This is a genomic window from Duffyella gerundensis, assembly GCF_001517405.1.
GTDB classification, from domain to species: Bacteria; Pseudomonadota; Gammaproteobacteria; order Enterobacterales; family Enterobacteriaceae; genus Duffyella; species Duffyella gerundensis.
The window spans coordinates 1,019,574-1,038,607 of sequence record NZ_LN907827.1 but is presented as its reverse complement, the minus strand read 5'-3'; the positions used below and the strand labels follow the sequence as shown (position 1 = coordinate 1,038,607).

The following is a 19,034-nucleotide window of genomic DNA, read 5'->3' as shown; positions in this document are numbered from 1 at the left end:
GGAAAATTCATGTCCCATGAAATTAATTCATGTTGAGCGTCAGGGTGTGTTGAACAGCCGTTGCGCCTGTACCACCTGCTCAGTGGAAAGCGGCAGATAGCCGGTGCGCGGAATCATCGCCTGTCCTTGCGCCGAGAGCACATAGTTGACGAAGGCGAGCGTGCGCGGCTCAAGCGGATGTCCCGGTGCTTTATTGACGTAGAGATAGAGCGGACGAGCAAAGGGATAGCGACCGCTGCGGATCGCGTCCACGGTGGGCGCAACCGGCGTACCCGCGTCACCAACCAGCGGCACGATTTTCACGCCGCTGAGATGAAAACCCATGCTGGCATAGCCGATAGCGTTAAGGTTACTGGCCACCGCCTGCACCACAGCAGCAGAGCCGGGGAATTCCGCCACGTCGTTGCGAAAATCGCCGTCGCACAGCGCCTGCTGCTTGAAAAAACCCCAGGTGCCAGAAGCGGAGTTGCGGCCCTGACGGGCAATCGTGCGGTTCTGCCATTGCGGCTGCGCCAGCAGATCGCCCCAGCGCTGCGGCACATGTGTGCCACCGCAGCGGCGAGTGACCGAAAACAGCGCATCCAGCTGCTGTACGCTCAGCTGCTGCAGCGGATTGTCCTGATTCACCATCACCACCAGCGCATCCATCGCCACCGGAATGGCCAGCGGCGGATAGCCATATTTTTCTTCAAACAGGCGGCGTTCCGTGGCCTGCATGGGCCGACTCATGGCGCCGAGCTGCGCGGCACCGGCAGCCAGCGCGGTCGGCGCGGTAGAAGACCCCGCCGCCTGCACCTGCACGTTAACGCCAGGATAGAGCCGGTTAAAATCCTCGCCCCACAGCGACATCAAGTAGCCGAGCGTATCGGAACCGACGCTGGTCAGATTGCCGGCCAGCATGCCTTCTTTTGCCTGCGCCAGCGGGCCCGTCAGCAGCAGCAGAGCCAAAATCAACGCTTTCATCGTTATGCCTGCAAGGGGTTAATGCACGGCATTTTCAGCCAGATCCGCCTGCACAATCAAGCCTGGTGGCAAGGTAAAGCTGAAGGTAGTGGCTTTACCCGGCTGGCTGGTGATCTCCAGTCGGGCGTTATGGTGGCTGAGCGCATGCTTCACGATCGCCAGCCCGAGGCCGCTGCCACCGGTTGCCCGCGATCGCGCTTTGTCGACACGATAAAAACGTTCGGTCAGCCGCGGCAGGTGCTCTGCGCTGATACCGGGTCCGTCATCGCTGACGCTGAAGCGCACGCCATCGCGCACCCGCTGCCAGCTGACGCGAATATGCGTGCCTTCTGGCGTATGGTTAACGGCGTTGTACACCAGGTTTGAAATGGCGCTGCGCAGCTGCTCATCGTTGCCGAACACCTTCAGCTCGCTGTCAAAATCAAAGCTGATGGTATGGCGGCCGCTGCTCAGTGTTTCCGCCTCGCGTTGCAGCAGGCGCAGCATAATCGGCACATCGACTTTTTCAGAGAGATCGACCACCGGCGCGGCTTCAATACGCGACAGCGTCAGCAGCTGTTTAACCAGGCTGTCCATGCGCCGCGTCTGTTCCTGCATGGTGTGCAGCGCTTTATCCCGCGAGCGTCCTGCCATGCCGGCATCGTTCATCATTTCCAGATACCCCTGCAGCACGGTAAGCGGCGTACGCAGTTCGTGACTGACGTTGGCAAAGAAATTTCGCCGCGCGCCCTCCAGCTGATGTTTCTGCGTGACGTCGCGCGCCACCAGCAGCCACTGGCCTTCGCTGTAAGGCATGACGCGAAATTCGAGGTGGCGCTGGTTGTTCATCACCAGCGTCAGCGGTTTCGCAAAATCGCGCTGGCGAATATAGCGGGAGAATTCCGGATAGCGCAGCAGGTTGAGGATATTCTGGCCATTATCTTCCGGCCAGCGCAGCCGCAGATGTTGCTGCGCCAGGCCGTTGCACCAGAAAATATTGCCCTCTTCGGTGGTCAACACCAGCGCATCGGGCAGCGACTCGGCTCCGCTGCGAAAGCGTTTGATCAGATTGCCCAACTCGCGGCGGCGGCGGCGGTTACGTAACTGCATCTGATAAAGCCCGTAAAACAGCGGTTCCCAGCTGCCGCGTCCGGTAGGCGGCGTCATGGTGCGGTCAACCCACAGCCAGTTCGAGAGCTTCATCAACTGCCAGAAATGCCAGAACAGCACGGCCAGCACCGCACACAATAAAAACCAGGCCAGACCGCCCAGCAATAAACCCAGAATAGCGGCTGGCAGAATCGCCAGCAGTAATTCCAGCAATAATCTCTTCCAGGAGAGGCGTTCCAGCACGAGTGTGACTCCGGATCAGTAGCGGGCGGAGAAACGATACCCTGTTCCACGCACGGTTTGTACCATGCGATCGTGTCCGGAGAGTTCCAGCGCCTTACGCAAACGCCGAATATGCACGTCCACGGTGCGATCTTCCACGTAGACGTTGGTGCCCCAGACGTTATTCAGCAGCTGTTCGCGGCTGTAAACCCGTTCCGGATGCGTCATGAAAAAGTGCAAGAGTTTGTATTCAGTAGGGCCCATTTCCAGCGGCGTGGTTTCTGACATCACCCGATGCGATGAAGGATCAAGGCTCAATCCCTGCATTTCAATCACCTCTTCCACCGCCATCGGTGAAATACGGCGCATTACCGCTTTGATGCGCGCCATCAGCTCTTTTGGCGAAAAAGGCTTGGTAATGTAATCGTCGGCGCCGACTTCCAGGCCACGTACCCGATCTTCCTCTTCACCGCGCGCGGTCAACATCATCACCGGAATATCCCGGGTCATCGCTTCACGCTTCAGGTGTTTAATGAACTGAATGCCGCTGCCGCCTGGCAGCATCCAGTCAAGCAGGATCAGGTCCGGCCAGGGTTCAATCAGCATATTGATCGCGCTGTCGTAATCTTCTGCTTCTATTGGTTGGTAGTCGTTCTGCTCCAGCACAAAACACAACATTTCACGAATGGGGGCTTCATCTTCGACAACCAAAATACGCTTAGCCATTATTGCTCCTGCGAATGTGACCCGGGTCACTGGGATTTGCGGCGTCATTATGCGTCAGTTTTATGACAGATTTATGAAAAAAGCACGGGGGTGCCGCACGGTTTTTAACACTTCTGTTACCGCTTTCCTTCGCCCCTTTTTATTTTCAGTCGGTATAATCGGCGGTGTCTTTTCATTGCCCGGGAATCAGCATGCGCATCATTCACACCTCCGACTGGCATTTGGGTCAGTTTTTCTACACCAAAAGCCGCGCACCGGAGCATCAGGCTTTTTTTAGCTGGCTGCTGGCGTGTGTCGAGCAGCATCAGGTGGATGCCATTGTGGTGGCGGGCGACATTTTTGATACCGGCTCGCCGCCGAGCTACGCCCGCGAACTCTACAATCGCTTTGTGGTGCAGCTGCAGGCCACCGGCTGTGAGTTGGTGGTGCTGGGTGGCAATCACGATTCCGTTGCCACCCTGAATGAGTCGCGCGAACTGCTCGCCTGCCTGAATACCCGGGTGATCGCCGCTGCCAGCGACGATCCTGCCGATCAGGTGCTGCTGCTGAAAGATCGCCAGGGTCAGCCGGGCGCGCTGCTCTGCGCCATTCCCTTTTTGCGGCCGCGTGACATTCTGCGCAGCCGCGCTGGGCAGTCCGGTCGTGAAAAACAGCAGAGCCTGCTGGAAGCGATCAGCGAGCACTATCAGCGCTGCTATCAGCAGGCGCTGACCGAACGCGAGCGCCGCGGCGATCGCCTGCCGATCGTCGCCACCGGCCATCTGACCACCGTCGGCGTGACTAAAAGTGACGCGGTCCGCGACATCTATATCGGCACGCTGGACGCCTTTCCGGCGCAGGCGTTTCCGCCCGCTGATTACATTGCACTCGGCCACATTCATCGGGCGCAGCGCATCGGCGGCAGCGAGATTATTCGTTACAGCGGCTCGCCCATTCCTTTGAGCTTTGACGAGTGCGGCAGCGAAAAAAGCGTTTTTCTGCTGGAATTCAGCGGCGATCGGCTTAATGAGATCGAGACGCTGGTGGTGCCGGTGTTTCAGCCAATGCAGATTCTGAAAGGATCGCTGGCGGAGATTGAGCAACAGCTGACCCCGTTCCGTCACGGTGACTATCCGCAACCGGTGTGGCTGGATATTGAAATCGCCACGCTGGAATACCTCAATGATGTGCAGCGTCACATTGAACAGCTCACCGCCGATCTGCCGGTTGAAGTGCTGCTGATTCGCCGCAGCCGTGAACAACGCGAGCGTCATTTCGCCAGCCATCTCAACGAAACCCTGAGCGAGCTGCAGCCCGATGAGGTCTTTGCCCGGCGTCTGGCGCAGGAGTCGCTCTCTGAGCAGCAGCAAACCACGCTGCGTCAGCTCTTTGCGCAAACGCTTGATGGCCTGAATGACGATGAGACGTCCACATGAAAATATTGACCCTGCGTTTTAAAAACCTCAACTCACTGCGCGGCGAATGGAAAATAGATTTCAGCGCCGAGCCGTTTGCCAGTAACGGCCTGTTTGCCATTACCGGCCCCACTGGCGCGGGCAAAACCACCCTGCTGGATGCCATCTGCCTGGCGCTTTATCATCAAACGCCGCGCCTTGGCCCGCTATCGCAGACGCAGAATGAACTGATTACCCGTGATACCGCCGAATGTCTCGCCGAAGTGGAATTTGAAGTCAAAGGCGTCGCCTGGCGCGCCTTCTGGAGTCAGAACCGCGCGCGCGGCGCGGTGGATGGCAAGCTGCAGGCGCCGCGCGTCGAGCTGGCGCGCTGCGATGACAATGTCATCGTGGCCGATAAGGTCAACGACAAGCTGAAGATGATCGAAACGCTCTCTGGCCTCGATTTTGCTCGCTTCACCAAATCGATGATGCTGTCGCAGGGTCAGTTTGCCGCCTTTCTGAATGCTAAAGCGGGCGAACGCGCCGAGCTGCTGGAGGAGCTGACCGGCACGGAAATCTATGGTCAGCTGTCGATAGCGGTGTTTGAACGGCATAAAAGCGCACGGCTGGCGCTGGAATCATTACGCACGCGCGCCTCGGCGATGGCGCTGCTGGATAGCGCCAGCGTGGCTAATCTGCAACAGCAGCTGGATGTGCTGGGCGAACAGGAACAGCAGCTTAATCAGCAGATTGAGCAGCTCAGTCAGGCGCAGCGCTGGCATGAACAGCAGCAGCAGCTGGCGCAGGATGCCGACGCTGCCAGTCAGCAACAGCAGCAGACGCAGCAGCACTGGCAACAGCTGGCGCCCGAGCGCGAACGTCTGGCACGTGCCGCACCGGCCGAAGCATTGCGCACGGTGTGGCAACAGCGCCAGCAGGTCAACGAGGATTTGCAGCAGCTTGAACAGCAGCTAAGCCAATTGCAGCAGCGCATGACACAGCAGCAAGCGGAACAGCAGCAACTGCAACAGGCGCTGGCGCTGGCGGCGGCGCGGCGTCAGCAGCAGTATGACGCTCAGTTAGCGGTTCAGCATCTCACTGAACAGGTGATTCCGCTGGACAGCCAACGAGAACGCATCGATCAGCAGATCGCGCAGCTACGCACCAGCTGCGACGATCATGCCGCTGGCGTGGCAACACAGCAGCGTGCTCAGCGTGAGCAGCAGCAGACCCTTCAGGATTTACTGACGCAGCAACAGCGGCAACAGCAGTGGCGCGAGGCGCATCCGCATCTGGCGCGTTGGGGCGAAGCGCTGCCCGCCTGGCGTGAACAGCTTCGTCAGCTGCAGCAGGCGGAACAGCAACAGGCAGAACTTACCGCCGCGCTGAACCAGCAGCAGCGCGATCGACAACAACACAAGCAGCAGCTTGATGCCTTGCAGCAAACGATGGCGCCGCTGCTCAGCCAGCAGCAGATCGCCGAACAGCAGGCAGCCGAGGCGGAGCGCGCGCTGGCGGTGCTGCACCAGCAGCATGCGCCAGAGCAGCTTCAGGCCAGCAGCGAGCGGCTGATGCAACAGCGCCCGGCCCGGCAACGGCTGGCCCTGCTGGCACCGCAACTGAGACAGCTGACAACGCGCCAGCAGAAACAGCAGCACAGCCAGCAACAGCTTCAGCAACAGCAGCAGGAACATGAACAACAGCTGGCGCTGCTGCGTCAGCGCTGGGCAGAAAAACATCAGCATCTAAAAGATCTGCGTGAGCGCTGCGAGCTGGAAAAGCAGATTGCCGATCTCGCCGGTTATCGTGCCCAACTAACGTCTGGCGCGCCCTGCCCGCTCTGCGGCGCCTGTGAACATCCGGCGATTGACGCTTATCAGACCTTAACCCTCACTGAAAACCAGCTGCGATTGCAGCAGCTGGAACAGGAAGTGAAGCAGTTGGGCGAAGAAGGCAGTGCCAGAAAAGCGCTGCGGGAAGGCGTGCAGATGCAGCAGCAACAGCTGACGCGCGAGCAGCTTGAGCTGACGCAGGAGCACGAGCAGTGCCTGCATCAGTGGCAGCAGCTAAACGAATTACTGGCGCTGAGCATCGCACCAGAACAGCAGGCGGAGATCGACGCCTGGCTGGCGCAACAGGATGCAGAAGAGGCGCAACTGGCGCAGCAGCAGCTGACACTCCAGCAAGCCAGCACGCGCGTCCAGCAGGCAAAAGAGCACTACTGGCAGGTGCAGCAGCAGTGCCAGCAGCAGCAACAGCAGCAGCAGTTGCTCATTCAGCAGCTGGACAACCTGACGCGCAGCGCTGAACAGGCTCACCAACAGCAGGAAAAAGCGCAGCAGCACTGCGCCGTGCTGGCAGAGGCTTTCCACGCTTCGCTGGCGCCGCTGGCATCGCCTGCCGTTGACCAGCGCAACGACTGGCTTGAGGCACGCCAGCAGGAGTGGCAACAGTGGCAGGAAAGTGAGCGCGCACTTACCGAGTTGGCCCAACGACTAGCTGAACGACAACAGCAGCTGGCACTGTTAACGCAACAGCTGCAGCAACAGGAGGCGCAGCTGCAACAGTGGCAGCAGGAGCTGACATCGCTGCAGCAACAGCGGGCAAGCCTGCAGCAGCAGCGCCAGCAGCTGCTTGGCGATCGGCGCGTCGATGATGCGCGTCAGCAGGCGCAACAGGCGCTAACGCAGGCCGAACAGGCGTTAAATGCCGCCACGCAGCAGAGCCAGCAGGCGCAAAATCAGCTTAATATTCTTGACGGCGAACAGCGTTCGCTTTCCGCTCAGTGCCTAACATTACGGCAGCGCGCCGAAATCACCGCCGCTGCGTTCCGTGAGGCGCTGGCTGAACAGGGCTTTAACGATGAAGCCACATTCCAGGCAGCGTTGCTGGATACCAGCGAGGCCGCGACATTACGTGCGGCGCAGCAGCAGGCGGAACAGGCATTGCAGCGCGCCAGCGTGCTGGCCGATCGGGCGCAGTCTGCCCTCGCCGCTCATCAGCAAAAGCAGCCCGCGCTTAACCTGCCGCTGGCTGAACTGACCGAAAAGCTGGCACAGCTGCGCCAGCTGGCGCGAGAGAATGCACAGCAGCAGGGTCAGTCGCGTCAGCAGCTGGAGAGCGATAGCAAGCTGCGTGAACAGCAATCGGCGCTGCTGACTCAGATTGCCGACGAAGAGCAGTCGCTGCTTAACTGGGGCTTGCTTAACGAGCTGGTCGGCTCCGGCAGCGGCGATAAGTTTCGTAAATTCGCGCAGGGGCTGACGCTGGATCATCTGGTCTGGCTCGCTAATCGCCAGCTTGATCGGCTGCATGGCCGCTATCTGTTGCAGCGTAAATCGGAAGAGGCGCTGGAGCTGCAGGTGATTGATACCTGGCAGGCAGACAGCGCGCGCGATACGCGCACCCTGTCCGGCGGCGAAAGCTTCCTGGTGAGCCTCGCGCTGGCGCTGGCACTCTCCGATCTGGTCAGCCACAAGACGCGTATCGAATCGCTGTTTCTCGATGAGGGATTTGGCACGCTCGACAGCGACACGCTCGATGTGGCGCTTGACGCGCTGGATGCGCTCAACGCCAGCGGCAAAACCATCGGTGTGATCAGCCATGTGGAGGCGATGAAGGAACGTATTCCGGTACAGATTCGGGTGCGGAAAATGAACGGGCTCGGTTACAGCAAGTTGGATCGGCTATTTTCAGTGTAATCGCGCTTTCGGCGGCGGCGGCTTTTGGGTAGCCTGTGGACCTGATCAATAAGGAGTGACGTAGTGAAAATTCAGGTTATCGCGCTGGCAGGCGCATTCTGGCTGGCGGGCTGCGCCAGTACGCCGTCGACGACGGCAGCGCCCTGTGCGTCCGGCGTGTCCACTGAGCAGTGCCGCTGGCTGGCTGAGGTCAATGCGAACATTCAGCGCAACTTTGTCGGCTACGATCGTTACGTCGGGCAGCAGTGCGTGGTCAGCGTTGCGCGTAATGCGCAGGGGAAACTCAACGTGCTGCGCACCGAAGGCGATGAGGCGCTCTGCCTGAAAGCCTGGCACACCATCGGCAGCGTAAAAAGCTGGCCGTTGCCGCCAACCCAGGCACCCGAGACATTTCAGCTGAACTTCAAGCCGCTGCGTGCGACTACACCGCCAGCTCATCCTGCCGCCACTGCCGCGGACTGATGCCAAACCAGCGGCGAAACGCCCGTGAGAAGGCGCTGACCTCGGAATAGCCGAGCAGCAGCGCCATCTCAGAAATGCTCAGCTGCCGGTTTTGCAGATAGTGCGTCGCCATTTCACAGCGCACGTTGTCCACCAGCGCGGTGAAGCTGATGCTCTCCTCGCGCAGCCGTCGTTGCAGCGACCAGCTTGATAAGCCCAGCTTTTCTGCCACCTCTTCCAGCACGGGCTCACCCTGCATCAGCGACAAATTGACCTGCGAGCGCGCCTGCTCAACGATATTTTGCGGCGGCGCCTCGCCGTTGAGCCGCCGAATCGCATCCTGCATCACCATCAGCAACAGCGGATCGCTTTCCGGCATCGCTCGTGCCAGATCGCGTTTAGCGATCACCAGAGAATTGCAAGGCTGATCGAACCAGACCGGCGCATCAAACACCTTGCTGTGATCGTGCCACTGCTGCGGACGCGGATGTTCAAAATGCACCTCACGCGGCGCCCAGTGCTTGCCCGCCACGTGACGGATCAGGTTCAGAAACATGCCCAGCGTCAGCTCAGCATCCTGGCGGCGGCATAAAATCGCACCGTGACGCACCTGATAATCCAGCCGCCAGCAGTCGCCTTTATCGACCAGCCGGGTCAGCGTGTCGTGCTGATGCCAGGGAAAGGCGTTGACCACGTTGTGCAGCGCCTGCTCCAGCGTCGCCGAGCAGAGGCCGATATAGCCAATTAGCCCCAGCGACTGCGGCTTAAACTGCCGACCATAATGCAGGCCAAAGTTATCAAAACCGGAATGGCGCGCCGCCTCTTCCAGCACGCGACAATAATTCACCAGCCCGAGGCTCAGCGTCGGCTGCGCCAGCATTTCAGCATCAATGCCGCTGAGGCCAAAGATGCGATCGACGTCGCCGCCTTTATCGGTAATAAACTCGCTCAAGCCACTGGCGGCGGCGGCCAGCACGCCGCGATTGCTCTCCATGCCGACGGAAAATCCTCCCGGCTGGCCGATCATCAGAGTCTGCATAGTCGCCTTACCTCACGCAGCGAAAACATGACGCTGATTTTTGCAAGATTCATACCAGCCCGGATGAGGCCAGTTTAATGGCGCTGGCCGCCGCCGCGGACGAGAACCTGCCCGCTGATGGTGCATCAGGCACCGACAGGCAGCGCGGCACTCTCCAGATAACGGCGACAGAGACGCACAGAATGATCGGCCCAGTCAGGACCGAGGCTGATGGCCATTTCGGTTTCCGCATGCGAGCCGATCCACGCCAGCAGCTGAATACGGCGCTGAATCAACAGCGTCGGCAGCAGCGCCAGCTCGGCGTCGCTGATGTGCGCCACCACTTCGTAACCCCGAATCCAGTTATCCACCCATTCTGCGGCACGCGGATGATGCTCAACAAAGCTGATCGCGGCGGCCAGATCGTGCAGATACCAGCCAAAACCGCAGTCGTCAAAATCGATAACCCGGGTTTCGCCCTTATGCAGCAGCAGATTGGTCAGCCGCAGATCGGCGTGGATCAGGCCATAGCGATCGCGATCTTTGCCAAAGGCGGCGAGATCCTGCCCGGCCTGCGCAATCGCTGCGGCCACCACGGCGTGATCCTGCGCCTTCAGGCCAGGCGCATCCTGCCAGCGTCCCCAGTGGCCCTGCTCGCCTACCATGCTGGCGTGATCCCAGATAATGCGCTGAAAACCGGCAGGCTGCTGCCAGCTTTTGCTGTGCCGGTGCAACTGCGCGGTGATGCGGCCAAGCTGCTGAAAAGCACGCGGATCGACCTCGGTGGTCGGCATCTCGCCGTCAAGCCAGTGAAACAGTACCGCATAACGCACGCCGCCTTGCGCCAGCGTCAGGGTTTGTACCGCCTCGCCCGCCTCGCTCAGCACCGCCTGCGGCACCACAATGCCGGTTTCGCGTAACGCTTCCAGCCAGCGCAGCTCGCTCTCGATTGCCGCTTTTTGATGATAATCCGCGCGGTGCAGACGCAGCGCATAGCGTTTTCCCGCCGCGCGCAGCAAAAAGGTGGCGTTCTCAGAACGGCAAAGCAGGCTTAGCTCGCCCTGTAGCGCCGCAGGATAGAGAGCCAGCGCCTGATGGGCCAGCTGCAGCAGCTCGGCGTTGCTCAGGGTGTCATATTGTTTGGCCATGATTCGCGCTCCTGACATAACGAAAGTGCTATCAGCATGGGATAACTTCGGGTCTCGCCGCTTGACCGCAGACGAGCCTTTGTTGACCACAGACGACAGCGGCCACGCCAGATGCTGACAAGTTGACATCACAGCGCACAACTCACCCCGCCGACGTCAAGTTTCAGCCCGGCAGCAGCGGCATTATCAATGTAAGGCCACTAACAGACCGGGCGCGCAACAGCACCGGAACAACCATCTGAACGGGGAAATGATAATGACAACGACGCTAAAACCGACGTTAGGCACCCTGCATTTGTGGGGCATTGCGGTTGGCCTGGTGATCTCAGGCGAATATTTTGGCTGGAGCTATGGCTGGGGCGTGGCCGGTACGCTCGGTTTTCTGGTCACCACGCTGCTGATCGCCACTATGTACACCTGTTTTATTTTTAGCTTTACCGAGCTGACCACCGCCATTCCCCATGCGGGCGGCCCTTTTGCCTATAGCCGCCGGGCCTTTGGCGAAACCGGCGGATTGATCGCTGGCCTCGCCACGCTGATTGAGTTTGTCTTCGCCCCACCGGCAATCGCCATGGCGATTGGCGCCTATCTCAACGTGCAGTATCCGGCGCTGAATCCGAAATATGCGGCGGTAGGCGCCTACGTGATTTTCATGACGTTGAACATTCTTGGCGTCAAGCTGGCGGCGATGTTTGAGTTGGTAGTCACCGTGCTGGCAGTGTTGGAACTGCTGGTGTTTATGGGCGTGGTCTCGCCGGGCTTTAGTCTGGCCAACTTTGCGGCGCACGGTTGGGCAGGCAGCGACAGCTTTGGTTTGCCCGCGGTGTCCGGCATCTTCGCCGCCATTCCTTTTGCCATCTGGTTTTTCCTCGCCATTGAAGGCGCGGCGATGGCCGCCGAAGAAGCCAAAGATCCGACGCGTACCATTCCCAAAGCCTATATCAGCGGCATTCTGACGCTGGTGGTGCTGGCGATTGGCGTGATGCTGCTGGCAGGCGGCGCGGGCGACTGGCGCAGCCTGTCGGACATTAACGATCCGCTGCCGCAGGCGATGAAAATGATCGTCGGCGCGCACTCTAACTGGATGCACATGCTGGTCTGGATCGGACTGTTTGGCCTGATCGCCAGCTTTCACGGCATCATTCTTGGCTATTCACGGCAGTTTTTTGCTTTGGCACGCGCCGGTTATCTGCCGCCAGCGCTGGCAAAACTGTCGCGTTTTCAGACGCCGCACCGGGCGATTATCGCCGGTGGCGTGATTGGCATCGCCGCGATTTTCAGCGACGGCTGGATTAATTTGCAGGGCATGAGCCTGACCGCCGCGATGATCACCATGGCAGTGTTTGGTGCCATTGTGATGTACATCATGAGCATGCTGTCGCTGTTTCGTCTGCGCCGCATCGCGCCCGATCTGCCTCGCAGCTTTCGGGCGCCAGGCTATCCGATTGTACCCGCCATTGCGCTGGGGCTGGCGGTGATTTGCCTGCTGGCGATGCTCTGGTTTAATGCGCTGATTGGGGCGGTTTTTGTCGGCTTCATGCTGGTGGGTTACGGTTATTTCCTGCTGACGCACCGCCAGCGGGCGAACGCGCCGCAGGATCGCCTGCTGCAGGGCGACAACCTTTAGTATCACCGGGGCGGTATCGCCCCGGCTGCCTGTTCAGCCGTTAAGCGGCCAGAGCCAGGCCGCGCCGCGCACGCCGCTGGAATCGCCGTGCTGCGCCTTCAGAACCGGCGTTGAGCATTCGCCACCAAACACCCAGTTTTTCATTAATGGCGGCACCGTCTGATAAAGACGGTCCACGTTGCTCATGCCGCCGCCTAACACAATGACATCGGGATCCAACAGGTTAACCACCTGCGCCAGCGACTTCGCCAGCCGCAGTTCATAGCGGCTCAGCGCCAGTTCAGCCACCGGATCCTGCTGCGCCAGCTGCTGCATAATTTCCACGCCTTTGCGCGCGGTACCGCTCAGACGTTGATAGTCGGTGGCAAAGCCGGTGCCGGAAACAAAGGTTTCAATACAGCCTTTCTGACCACAGTAGCAGGCGACCTCTTCACGGTAGCGCAGCTCATCTTCATCCATCCACGGCAACGGATTGTGGCCCCACTCGCCCGCATTGCCGTTGCCGCCGATGCGCGATGCGCCGTTGATGGCGATGCCCGCACCCGAGCCGGTGCCGATGATCACCGCGAACACCAGCGCCTTGCCCGCTCCCGCGCCGTCAACCGCTTCTGACACTGCCAGGCAGTTAGCATCATTGGCGATACGCACTTCACGTTGCAGCATCGTCGCCAGATCGCGATCCAGCGGCTGGCCGTTGAGCCAGGTTGAATTGGCGTTTTTTACCCGATGGCTCACCGGAGAAAGCGTGCCGGGAATACCGATGCCCACGCTGCCGGTTTGGCCGGTATGCGCCTCGGCGCGATGCACCAGATCGGCAATCGCCTGTAGCGTGCCCGGATAATCGTTGCGCGGCGTGTTAACACGATAACGGAATAACTCGTCTCCCTGGTCTGAGAGCGCGATAACCTCAACTTTGGTGCCGCCTAAATCAATTCCAATACGCACATTTTTTTCCTCATGAGCCGGTGCCGTGGCAAATACATTAAAAGCGCAAATCAGGAAAGGCAATGAAACTGCAGCGATGTTTCGCTATCATGCGCGCAGTCTTAAAGAGTTGTGCGCCCGATCGCGCACCCGGTAAAGGAAGCAGCATGTTGTGGTTTAAGAATATGATGGTTTATCGTCTGAATCGTGACATTCCGTTGTCCGCAGACGAGATGGAAAAACAGCTTGGTGCCCTCTCCTTTTCCCCCTGTGGCAGCCAGGATATGGCGAAAACCGGCTGGGTTTCACCACTGGGCCAGCGCAGTGACGCGTTTACCCATGAGAACAACGGCCAGATCCTGATTTGCGCCCGCAAAGAAGAGAAAATTCTGCCGTCGCCGGTGATTAAACAGGCGCTGGAAGCGAAGATTGAAAAGCTGGAAGCGGAGCAGTCGCGCAAGCTGAAGAAAACCGAAAAGGATTCGCTGAAGGATGAGGTGCTGCATAGCCTGCTGCCGCGTGCCTTTAGCCGTTTCAGCCAGACTTATCTGTGGATCGACACGGTCAACAACCTGATTATGGTCGACTGTGCCAGTGCCAAAAAAGCGGAAGATACGCTGGCGCTGCTGCGCAAAAGCCTCGGCTCGCTGCCGGTGGTGCCGCTGACGCTGGAGAATCCGATTGAGCTGACGCTGACCGAATGGGTGCGTTCTGGCGATCTGCCCGCCGGTTTTGCGCTGATGGACGAAGCCGAGCTGAAAGCGATTCTGGAAGATGGCGGCGTGATCCGCTGTAAAAAGCAGGATCTGGTGAGCGACGAAATCGCCAACCATATTGAAGCGGGCAAAGTGGTGACCAAACTGGCGCTAGACTGGCAGGAGCGCATTCAGTTTGTGCTGGCCGACGACGGCTCGGTTAAGCGCCTGAAATTTGCCGATACGCTGCGTGAGCAGAATGATGATATCGATCGCGAGGATTTCGCCCTGCGCTTTGATGCTGACTTTATGCTGATGACCAGTGAACTGGCGGCACTGACCAGTAATCTGTTGGAAGCGTTGGGCGGCGAAGCCCAGCGTTAAAACACAAAAAGGGATAACGTTTTCGCGTTATCCCTTTTTTCAGACGTTCACTCGCTTACAGATAGCGGCAAAGGTAAGCGCTGGGTTCAGCCACCTGCAGATAAAATTCGCTGTGGCCCGGCACGTTAAACACGCTGCCTGCTTCATACCATTTCCACTCAACCTCGCCCGACAGCAACACTTTCAGTGCGCCGCTGACCACGGTCATCTCTTCCGGCTGTGCCGTACTAAACGTGTATTCGCCTTCAGCCATCACGCCAACGCTGGCGCGGCCCGCAGTGGCGCTCTCAAATCCGATAGACTTCACTTTTCCGTCAAAGTATTCACTTACATTGAGCATGTCACTTCCTTATAGCAACGATAAGCTGAAAAGGCAGTGTAGAGGCCGAAGTGTCAGGGTGTCACGCAAAATCAGCACCGCCGTGAATGGCCTGCCAACGGGATCACACCATCAGTTCCGCCGCCAGTTTAGCCAGTAAAACATTGGACAGCAGCACCGGAATGCCCAACAGCTGCTGCAGGAATTCACGATGACGCGGCTGATAGCCAATGCAGTCCATCATCACCACATCCGCGCCCTGCTCCTGCAGCGACAGCGCAGCATCGATCAAATCGCCTTCGCTCGCCTGCCACGGACTGGCAATAGCAAAGCAGGGAGACTTACTCAGGTTGCGCCACTTTCTGCTCTGCGTGTGTAAATGGTCCTCCAGCGAGACCAGAATGCCCACCTGATGGTCATCAACGATGGAGGCGATCAGCGGCGGTAACAGGCGATCGGATTCCAGCAACAAGGCGTTGTTGCAGTGCAGGCCGGTAAATTCACTGGAGGCAAACAACAGGATAGTGTCGAAACCCTGCGCTTCCAGCTCGCTGAGCTTGTGCTGCAGCGCGGTGCGAATTTTGCTGGTGGACAGCCGTAAATGTTGATCGTCACACCAGCGAACGGTGACGGTCGGTTCCCCTTCTGCCGGGGAAAAGCGAGTGACTACATCCTGTAACGAAAACTCCTCCAGCAGGTGTCGATGGGCAATCTGCTCCTCGGGAAGATATTCCAGCAATAACGGCAGGATATCGTTGCGCAATGCCACACCGAGTGTAAGCGTGACCAATGATGGTTGCATAGGTTTACTTCCAACGGTACAGGTTTTAAAAAAAGCCAATTTTACCGATCAACAGGCGCAGGTGAACCATTTTATAAGGATGGGCAGCAATCGGCCTGTGGTGGTAAAGCAGAGCAAGGGATCTTTCTTGTACAAGTTTGAGGATAGCAGTGGGCGGGGGTTTTGCCTGAGGCGTGCGCAGCGCTTACACCTTTAAAATGACGAGGAATATGAATAAGTGCAGTAAAAAGAAACACTATTTTACTTTTTGCGGAGAGAGATAAATTTTCGCGAAATGCGTGCTGAAACGATAAAAGCACAGCGGTGTGATATCAGGCTTCCCTGCCCGTCTGACTTACTCTTTGTCGATATTTTCGTAACGCTCTTTTGCATCCAGCGCTTCCTGCTCGCTGTCATGCTCACTGATCAAAGAGTTAGGTTTCGGGTGATCGGCACGCAGTTCATAACGTGTCTCATCGCCTTTACCGACGGTAACGATGTTTGCTTCCCTTGGGTACGGTGGTCTTGATGGCATAACTATTCCCTCATGTCGTTTAAGATGCTATCGCCACTCAGCGCCGGTGCGCTGAAGCAGAGAGGATTAATGCCCACTCTGCTTTCAGTATAGACAATGGAAACGGGTTGCGCGGAATGGCTAGCTGGCGCGTGCCAGAGAGAGCGAGGTGAGAATGGCCTTTACCACCTCGTCCGGGGATTGCATGGCGTCAACCTGATGATGCGCCGCCAGCTGATAGAGCGCTTCACGCTGGGCGAGCACTTCTGCCATCTCCTCTGCCACCGGCTGGCCGGTTAGCGTCGGTCGCTGAGCGACTTCCGGCGAGGCATCCAGCCGCGCCACCAACACCTCTGGCAGCGCATACAGATAGATAACCCGGCCATGCTGCTGCATAAACTGCCGATTCTCATCGGCCAGCACCATGCCGCCGCCGGTGGCGATCACGGTTGAGGGCGCAGTCACCGCCTTCAGCGCTGCCGTTTCGCGACGACGGAAACCGTCCCATCCTTCTGCCGCCACGATGTCGCTGACGCTGGCACCGGTCGCCTGCAGCAGGTGATGGTCGGTATCACTAAAGTTATATCCCAGCGCCTGGGCCAGCGCGTGGCCAACCGTGGTTTTACCACACCCGCGGGCGCCAATCAGATACAAAGGTAATGACATTACGGGCAGCTCCTCCGCCGCATCCGCTGCGAAAAGGCGCGGACGGTATGGTGAATATGGGCTGGCATAATACCGACAATCACTTACAGCGGCTACCGCTTAACGTGCATTTGGCCCGCTTGCGCAGCAACGGTAAAAAAATCAGTACCAGCCCCGGTTCATCACTGGCAACAATTACTTACCGGGCGCGCATTTACTTTCTGGCATGCTGAACCAAAATAGAACCATTACCCCAAAATGGAGGTTTACTATGCAGAGCGAAGAGCAACGTTTAATTGAGAGTCTGTTTAGCCGGTTAAAACAGGCTCAGGCACAGTCAGGCCCGCGTGATGCGGCGGCAGATCAGCTGATCAAAACCCAGCTACAGCAGCAGCCTGATGCACCCTATTACATGGCGCAGTCGATCCTGATTCAGGAAGCGGCGATGAAAAAACTCAACGATCGGGTAAATGAGCTGCAGAATCAGCTGGCTCAGCAGCAACAACCCCAGCAGAGCAGCGGCGGTTTTCTCTCCGGTTTGTTTGGCGGTGGTCAGTCACGATCGTCACAGCCGCCACAACAGCAACAGCAACAACAGTGGAACAACAGTTCACCGCAACAGGCTGCTGCTCCGGCGGCACGCGGCACCGGCTTTTTAGGCGGCGCGCTGCAAACTGCGGTCGGCGTGGCGGGTGGCGTGGTGATGGCGGATATGCTGACCAGCATGTTCCATCATTCGCAGCCGCAGGAGATTGTGAATATCATCAACGATGAGCCGCTGCCGGACGTCTCCAATAATCTTGATACTTTTAATCAGGGCGATAACGACGCGTTTCTTAATCAAAATGCTGGCCTGCCGCCCGATTATGCCAACGACTTTGGCAACGATGACAATTTCAGTGATGACTTTGATGACGACAGCTTTGTCTGATTCTCTGCAGGCCACATCGATCCGCCTCTTCCCGTGAAGAGGCTTTTTTTTAGCGCTGCTGCAATAACCACTTATCCAGCTCGTTGGCAAACTGCTGCCGATCGCGCTGATTCAACGTCGCCGGACCGCCGGTTTGAATGCCGCTGCTGCGCAACGTATCCATAAAATCACGCATGGTCAGCCGTTCACGAATAGTGGCGTCGCTGTAGCGCTCACCGCGTGGATTCAGCGCGATAGCGCCCTTCTCCATCACTTCTGCCGCTAGCGGAATATCAGCGGTGATCACCAGATCGCCCGGCTGTGCCCGCTGCACAATTTCATTATCAGCAACGTCAAAACCGGCCGCGACGCGCAGCGTCTTCAGCCACGGCGACGGCGGCACCGACAGCGACTGATTCGCAACAAAGGTTATCAATGTCGAGGTTCGGTCAGCGGCACGATAGAGCACTTCTTTAATTACTTTTGGACACGCATCGGCATCCACCCAAATTGGCATAACGGCTCCTTCACGATTGCGGAATGATGGAGATCTTGCCGTTCTTTTCAAGGATGGCAAATTTTATTTGGTCGAGGCGTTCCAGCCCCTGCGTGCTGCGCGCCGAAATCAAAATGTCGCTTTCACTAATGCCCGCCCGCTTTGCCCGCTGCGGCAGCAGTTTGCCATTCTCGACCAGAATCAGCGCGTTGCCATCAAGCAGCGTCTCCAGCCGCGGAAAGTGTGATTTCATCATGCCAAACAGAATATCCATAACAATCAGCGTAACGATGGTCAGTGCGGCGCCGGTAATGGAGAAGTCGTCGCCCAGCAACGCCTGCTGCGTTGCCTCGGAGATGATCAACAGCAGAATCAAATCAAATGCGGTCATTTCCAGCAGCGTGCGCCGACCGACGATACGCAACACAATCAACAATACGATATACATGCTTGCCGCACGCAGCACGGTTTCCATGACGCTCTCCTACGGATAGATCAGTTGACTGAAGGCCACCGTTGCGCCGTGATCCAGCGAAACGGTGCTGTGAAAATGGCCGAAGCTCAGGGGTTGCCAGGTAAGCCAGATTGACGCGTTATGCTGCTGTGCGGGCAGCGCCCAGGTTAGCAGCAAATCGTGCCCCTGACTGCGCGCAATCAGCGGCTGCGGCTGCACGGTTTGCAGCTGAAAATTGTCGATGGCACCGCGATCGATGCGCAGCGTAAAGCGCTCGCCCTCCAGCTGCTGCAAACGAATCGCCATGTTCATGGTACTGAGCTGACGACCAAAGCGCTCATATTCCACCTGTAGCTGCCGATCGCCGGAGCTCACCTGCTGCTCGCTGAGAAAGCCTTTGGAAAATAGGCCGCAGGCACCGGCGATAACGATAAGAAACAGCATGACCATGCCCACTTTTTGCAGCCACCACTCGCGTCGCTGCCAGCGCATATCCTCCTGCAAGGGATAGCTACGGCTCTGTTCTTCATCAGGATTCATCGATTACCTCTCTCGCATGACTTGTGATTAATCGTAGCTGACGTAAGCTGTTGGAGCGTAA

The 19,034-nt window shown here is 58.2% G+C and carries 19 protein-coding genes; 6 read left to right on the top strand and 13 right to left on the bottom strand.

What is annotated here, in order from left to right:
* Positions 1–39 precede the first annotated feature (39 nt).
* Genes EM595_RS04670 through phoB form a run of 3 tightly spaced genes read right to left on the bottom strand, consistent with a single transcriptional unit; the run spans position 40 to position 3,000 of the window.
* Positions 40–963, bottom strand: coding sequence for a PstS family phosphate ABC transporter substrate-binding protein (locus tag EM595_RS04670; protein WP_067428319.1), 924 nt, complete (start codon positions 961–963; stop codon positions 40–42).
* Between the two features lie 18 nt (positions 964–981).
* Positions 982–2,295, bottom strand: a complete 1,314-nt coding sequence (phoR, locus tag EM595_RS04665; protein ID WP_067428316.1) for a phosphate regulon sensor histidine kinase PhoR — start codon at positions 2,293–2,295, stop codon at positions 982–984.
* A 15-nt stretch (positions 2,296–2,310) separates the two neighbouring features.
* A complete protein-coding gene (gene phoB, locus EM595_RS04660; RefSeq protein WP_067428313.1) occupies positions 2,311–3,000 on the bottom strand; it encodes a phosphate response regulator transcription factor PhoB in 690 nt (229 codons plus the stop codon).
* Positions 3,001–3,191: 191 nt separating this feature from the next.
* Here phoB and sbcD point away from each other — a divergent pair, with 191 nt between their 5' ends.
* From sbcD to EM595_RS04645, 3 genes are all read left to right on the top strand, one after another.
* A complete protein-coding gene (gene sbcD / locus EM595_RS04655; RefSeq protein WP_067428310.1) occupies positions 3,192–4,415 on the top strand; it encodes an exonuclease subunit SbcD in 1,224 nt (407 codons plus the stop codon).
* Positions 4,412–8,077 carry an SbcC/MukB-like Walker B domain-containing protein gene (locus EM595_RS04650; RefSeq protein WP_067428307.1) on the top strand — a complete coding sequence of 1,222 codons (3,666 nt, stop codon included), beginning with the start codon at positions 4,412–4,414 and terminating at the stop codon, positions 8,075–8,077. The genes sbcD and EM595_RS04650 overlap by 4 nt, the downstream gene beginning before the upstream one ends.
* A 63-nt stretch (positions 8,078–8,140) precedes the next feature.
* A complete protein-coding gene (locus EM595_RS04645; RefSeq protein ID WP_067428304.1) occupies positions 8,141–8,539 on the top strand; it encodes a cell envelope integrity TolA family protein in 399 nt (132 codons plus the stop codon).
* Here EM595_RS04645 and qhpR read toward each other — a convergent pair.
* A complete protein-coding gene (gene qhpR, locus EM595_RS04640; RefSeq protein WP_067428303.1) occupies positions 8,499–9,557 on the bottom strand; it encodes an AraC-like transcriptional regulator QhpR in 1,059 nt (352 codons plus the stop codon). The genes EM595_RS04645 and qhpR overlap by 41 nt on opposite strands.
* Before the next feature lie 125 nt (positions 9,558–9,682).
* The gene (locus EM595_RS04635; protein ID WP_067435155.1) at positions 9,683–10,687 is read right to left on the bottom strand and encodes a phosphotransferase enzyme family protein; all 1,005 of its coding nucleotides are present in this window, start codon (positions 10,685–10,687) and stop codon (positions 9,683–9,685) included.
* 253 nt (positions 10,688–10,940) lie between these two features.
* Here EM595_RS04635 and eat point away from each other — a divergent pair, with 253 nt between their 5' ends.
* Entirely contained in the window at positions 10,941–12,311 is a 1,371-nt protein-coding gene (eat, locus tag EM595_RS04630) for an ethanolamine permease (RefSeq protein ID WP_067428301.1), read from the top strand.
* A 33-nt stretch (positions 12,312–12,344) separates the two neighbouring features.
* Here the strand turns inward: eat and mak are convergent, their stop codons facing one another.
* Positions 12,345–13,256, bottom strand: coding sequence for a fructokinase (gene mak, locus EM595_RS04625; protein ID WP_067435152.1), 912 nt, complete (start codon positions 13,254–13,256; stop codon positions 12,345–12,347).
* Between the two features lie 146 nt (positions 13,257–13,402).
* Between mak and rdgC the strand changes: the two genes are divergently transcribed.
* The gene (gene rdgC, locus EM595_RS04620) at positions 13,403–14,314 is read left to right on the top strand and encodes a recombination-associated protein RdgC (RefSeq protein ID WP_067435149.1); all 912 of its coding nucleotides are present in this window, start codon (positions 13,403–13,405) and stop codon (positions 14,312–14,314) included.
* Between the two features lie 55 nt (positions 14,315–14,369).
* Here the strand turns inward: rdgC and ppnP are convergent, their stop codons facing one another.
* The 4 genes from ppnP to aroL form a co-directional block, all read right to left on the bottom strand.
* The gene (gene ppnP, locus EM595_RS04615; protein WP_067428299.1) at positions 14,370–14,654 is read right to left on the bottom strand and encodes a pyrimidine/purine nucleoside phosphorylase; all 285 of its coding nucleotides are present in this window, start codon (positions 14,652–14,654) and stop codon (positions 14,370–14,372) included.
* A gap of 103 nt (positions 14,655–14,757) precedes the next feature.
* The gene (locus EM595_RS04610) at positions 14,758–15,435 is read right to left on the bottom strand and encodes an AroM family protein (RefSeq protein WP_067428297.1); all 678 of its coding nucleotides are present in this window, start codon (positions 15,433–15,435) and stop codon (positions 14,758–14,760) included.
* Positions 15,436–15,769: 334 nt separating this feature from the next.
* Positions 15,770–15,949, bottom strand: a complete 180-nt coding sequence (locus tag EM595_RS04605; RefSeq protein ID WP_067428295.1) for a YaiA family protein — start codon at positions 15,947–15,949, stop codon at positions 15,770–15,772.
* Positions 15,950–16,069: 120 nt separating this feature from the next.
* Positions 16,070–16,594: a shikimate kinase AroL gene (gene aroL, locus EM595_RS04600; protein ID WP_067428293.1), complete on the bottom strand. Its 525-nt coding sequence runs from the start codon at positions 16,592–16,594 to the stop codon at positions 16,070–16,072.
* Between the two features lie 250 nt (positions 16,595–16,844).
* On the opposite strand from aroL, the gene EM595_RS04595 reads away from it, so the two are divergent.
* The gene (locus EM595_RS04595) at positions 16,845–17,504 is read left to right on the top strand and encodes a DUF2076 domain-containing protein (RefSeq protein WP_067428291.1); all 660 of its coding nucleotides are present in this window, start codon (positions 16,845–16,847) and stop codon (positions 17,502–17,504) included.
* Between the two features lie 49 nt (positions 17,505–17,553).
* Here the strand turns inward: EM595_RS04595 and EM595_RS04590 are convergent, their stop codons facing one another.
* The 3 genes from EM595_RS04590 to EM595_RS04580 are packed head-to-tail and all read right to left on the bottom strand — an operon-like array spanning position 17,554 to position 18,973.
* Positions 17,554–18,000: a YaiI/YqxD family protein gene (locus EM595_RS04590; protein ID WP_067428289.1), complete on the bottom strand. Its 447-nt coding sequence runs from the start codon at positions 17,998–18,000 to the stop codon at positions 17,554–17,556.
* Between the two features lie 10 nt (positions 18,001–18,010).
* Positions 18,011–18,454: a DUF421 domain-containing protein gene (locus EM595_RS04585; protein WP_067428287.1), complete on the bottom strand. Its 444-nt coding sequence runs from the start codon at positions 18,452–18,454 to the stop codon at positions 18,011–18,013.
* A 9-nt stretch (positions 18,455–18,463) separates the two neighbouring features.
* The gene (locus EM595_RS04580; protein WP_067428286.1) at positions 18,464–18,973 is read right to left on the bottom strand and encodes a hypothetical protein; all 510 of its coding nucleotides are present in this window, start codon (positions 18,971–18,973) and stop codon (positions 18,464–18,466) included.
* Positions 18,974–19,034: the final 61 nt, after the last annotated feature.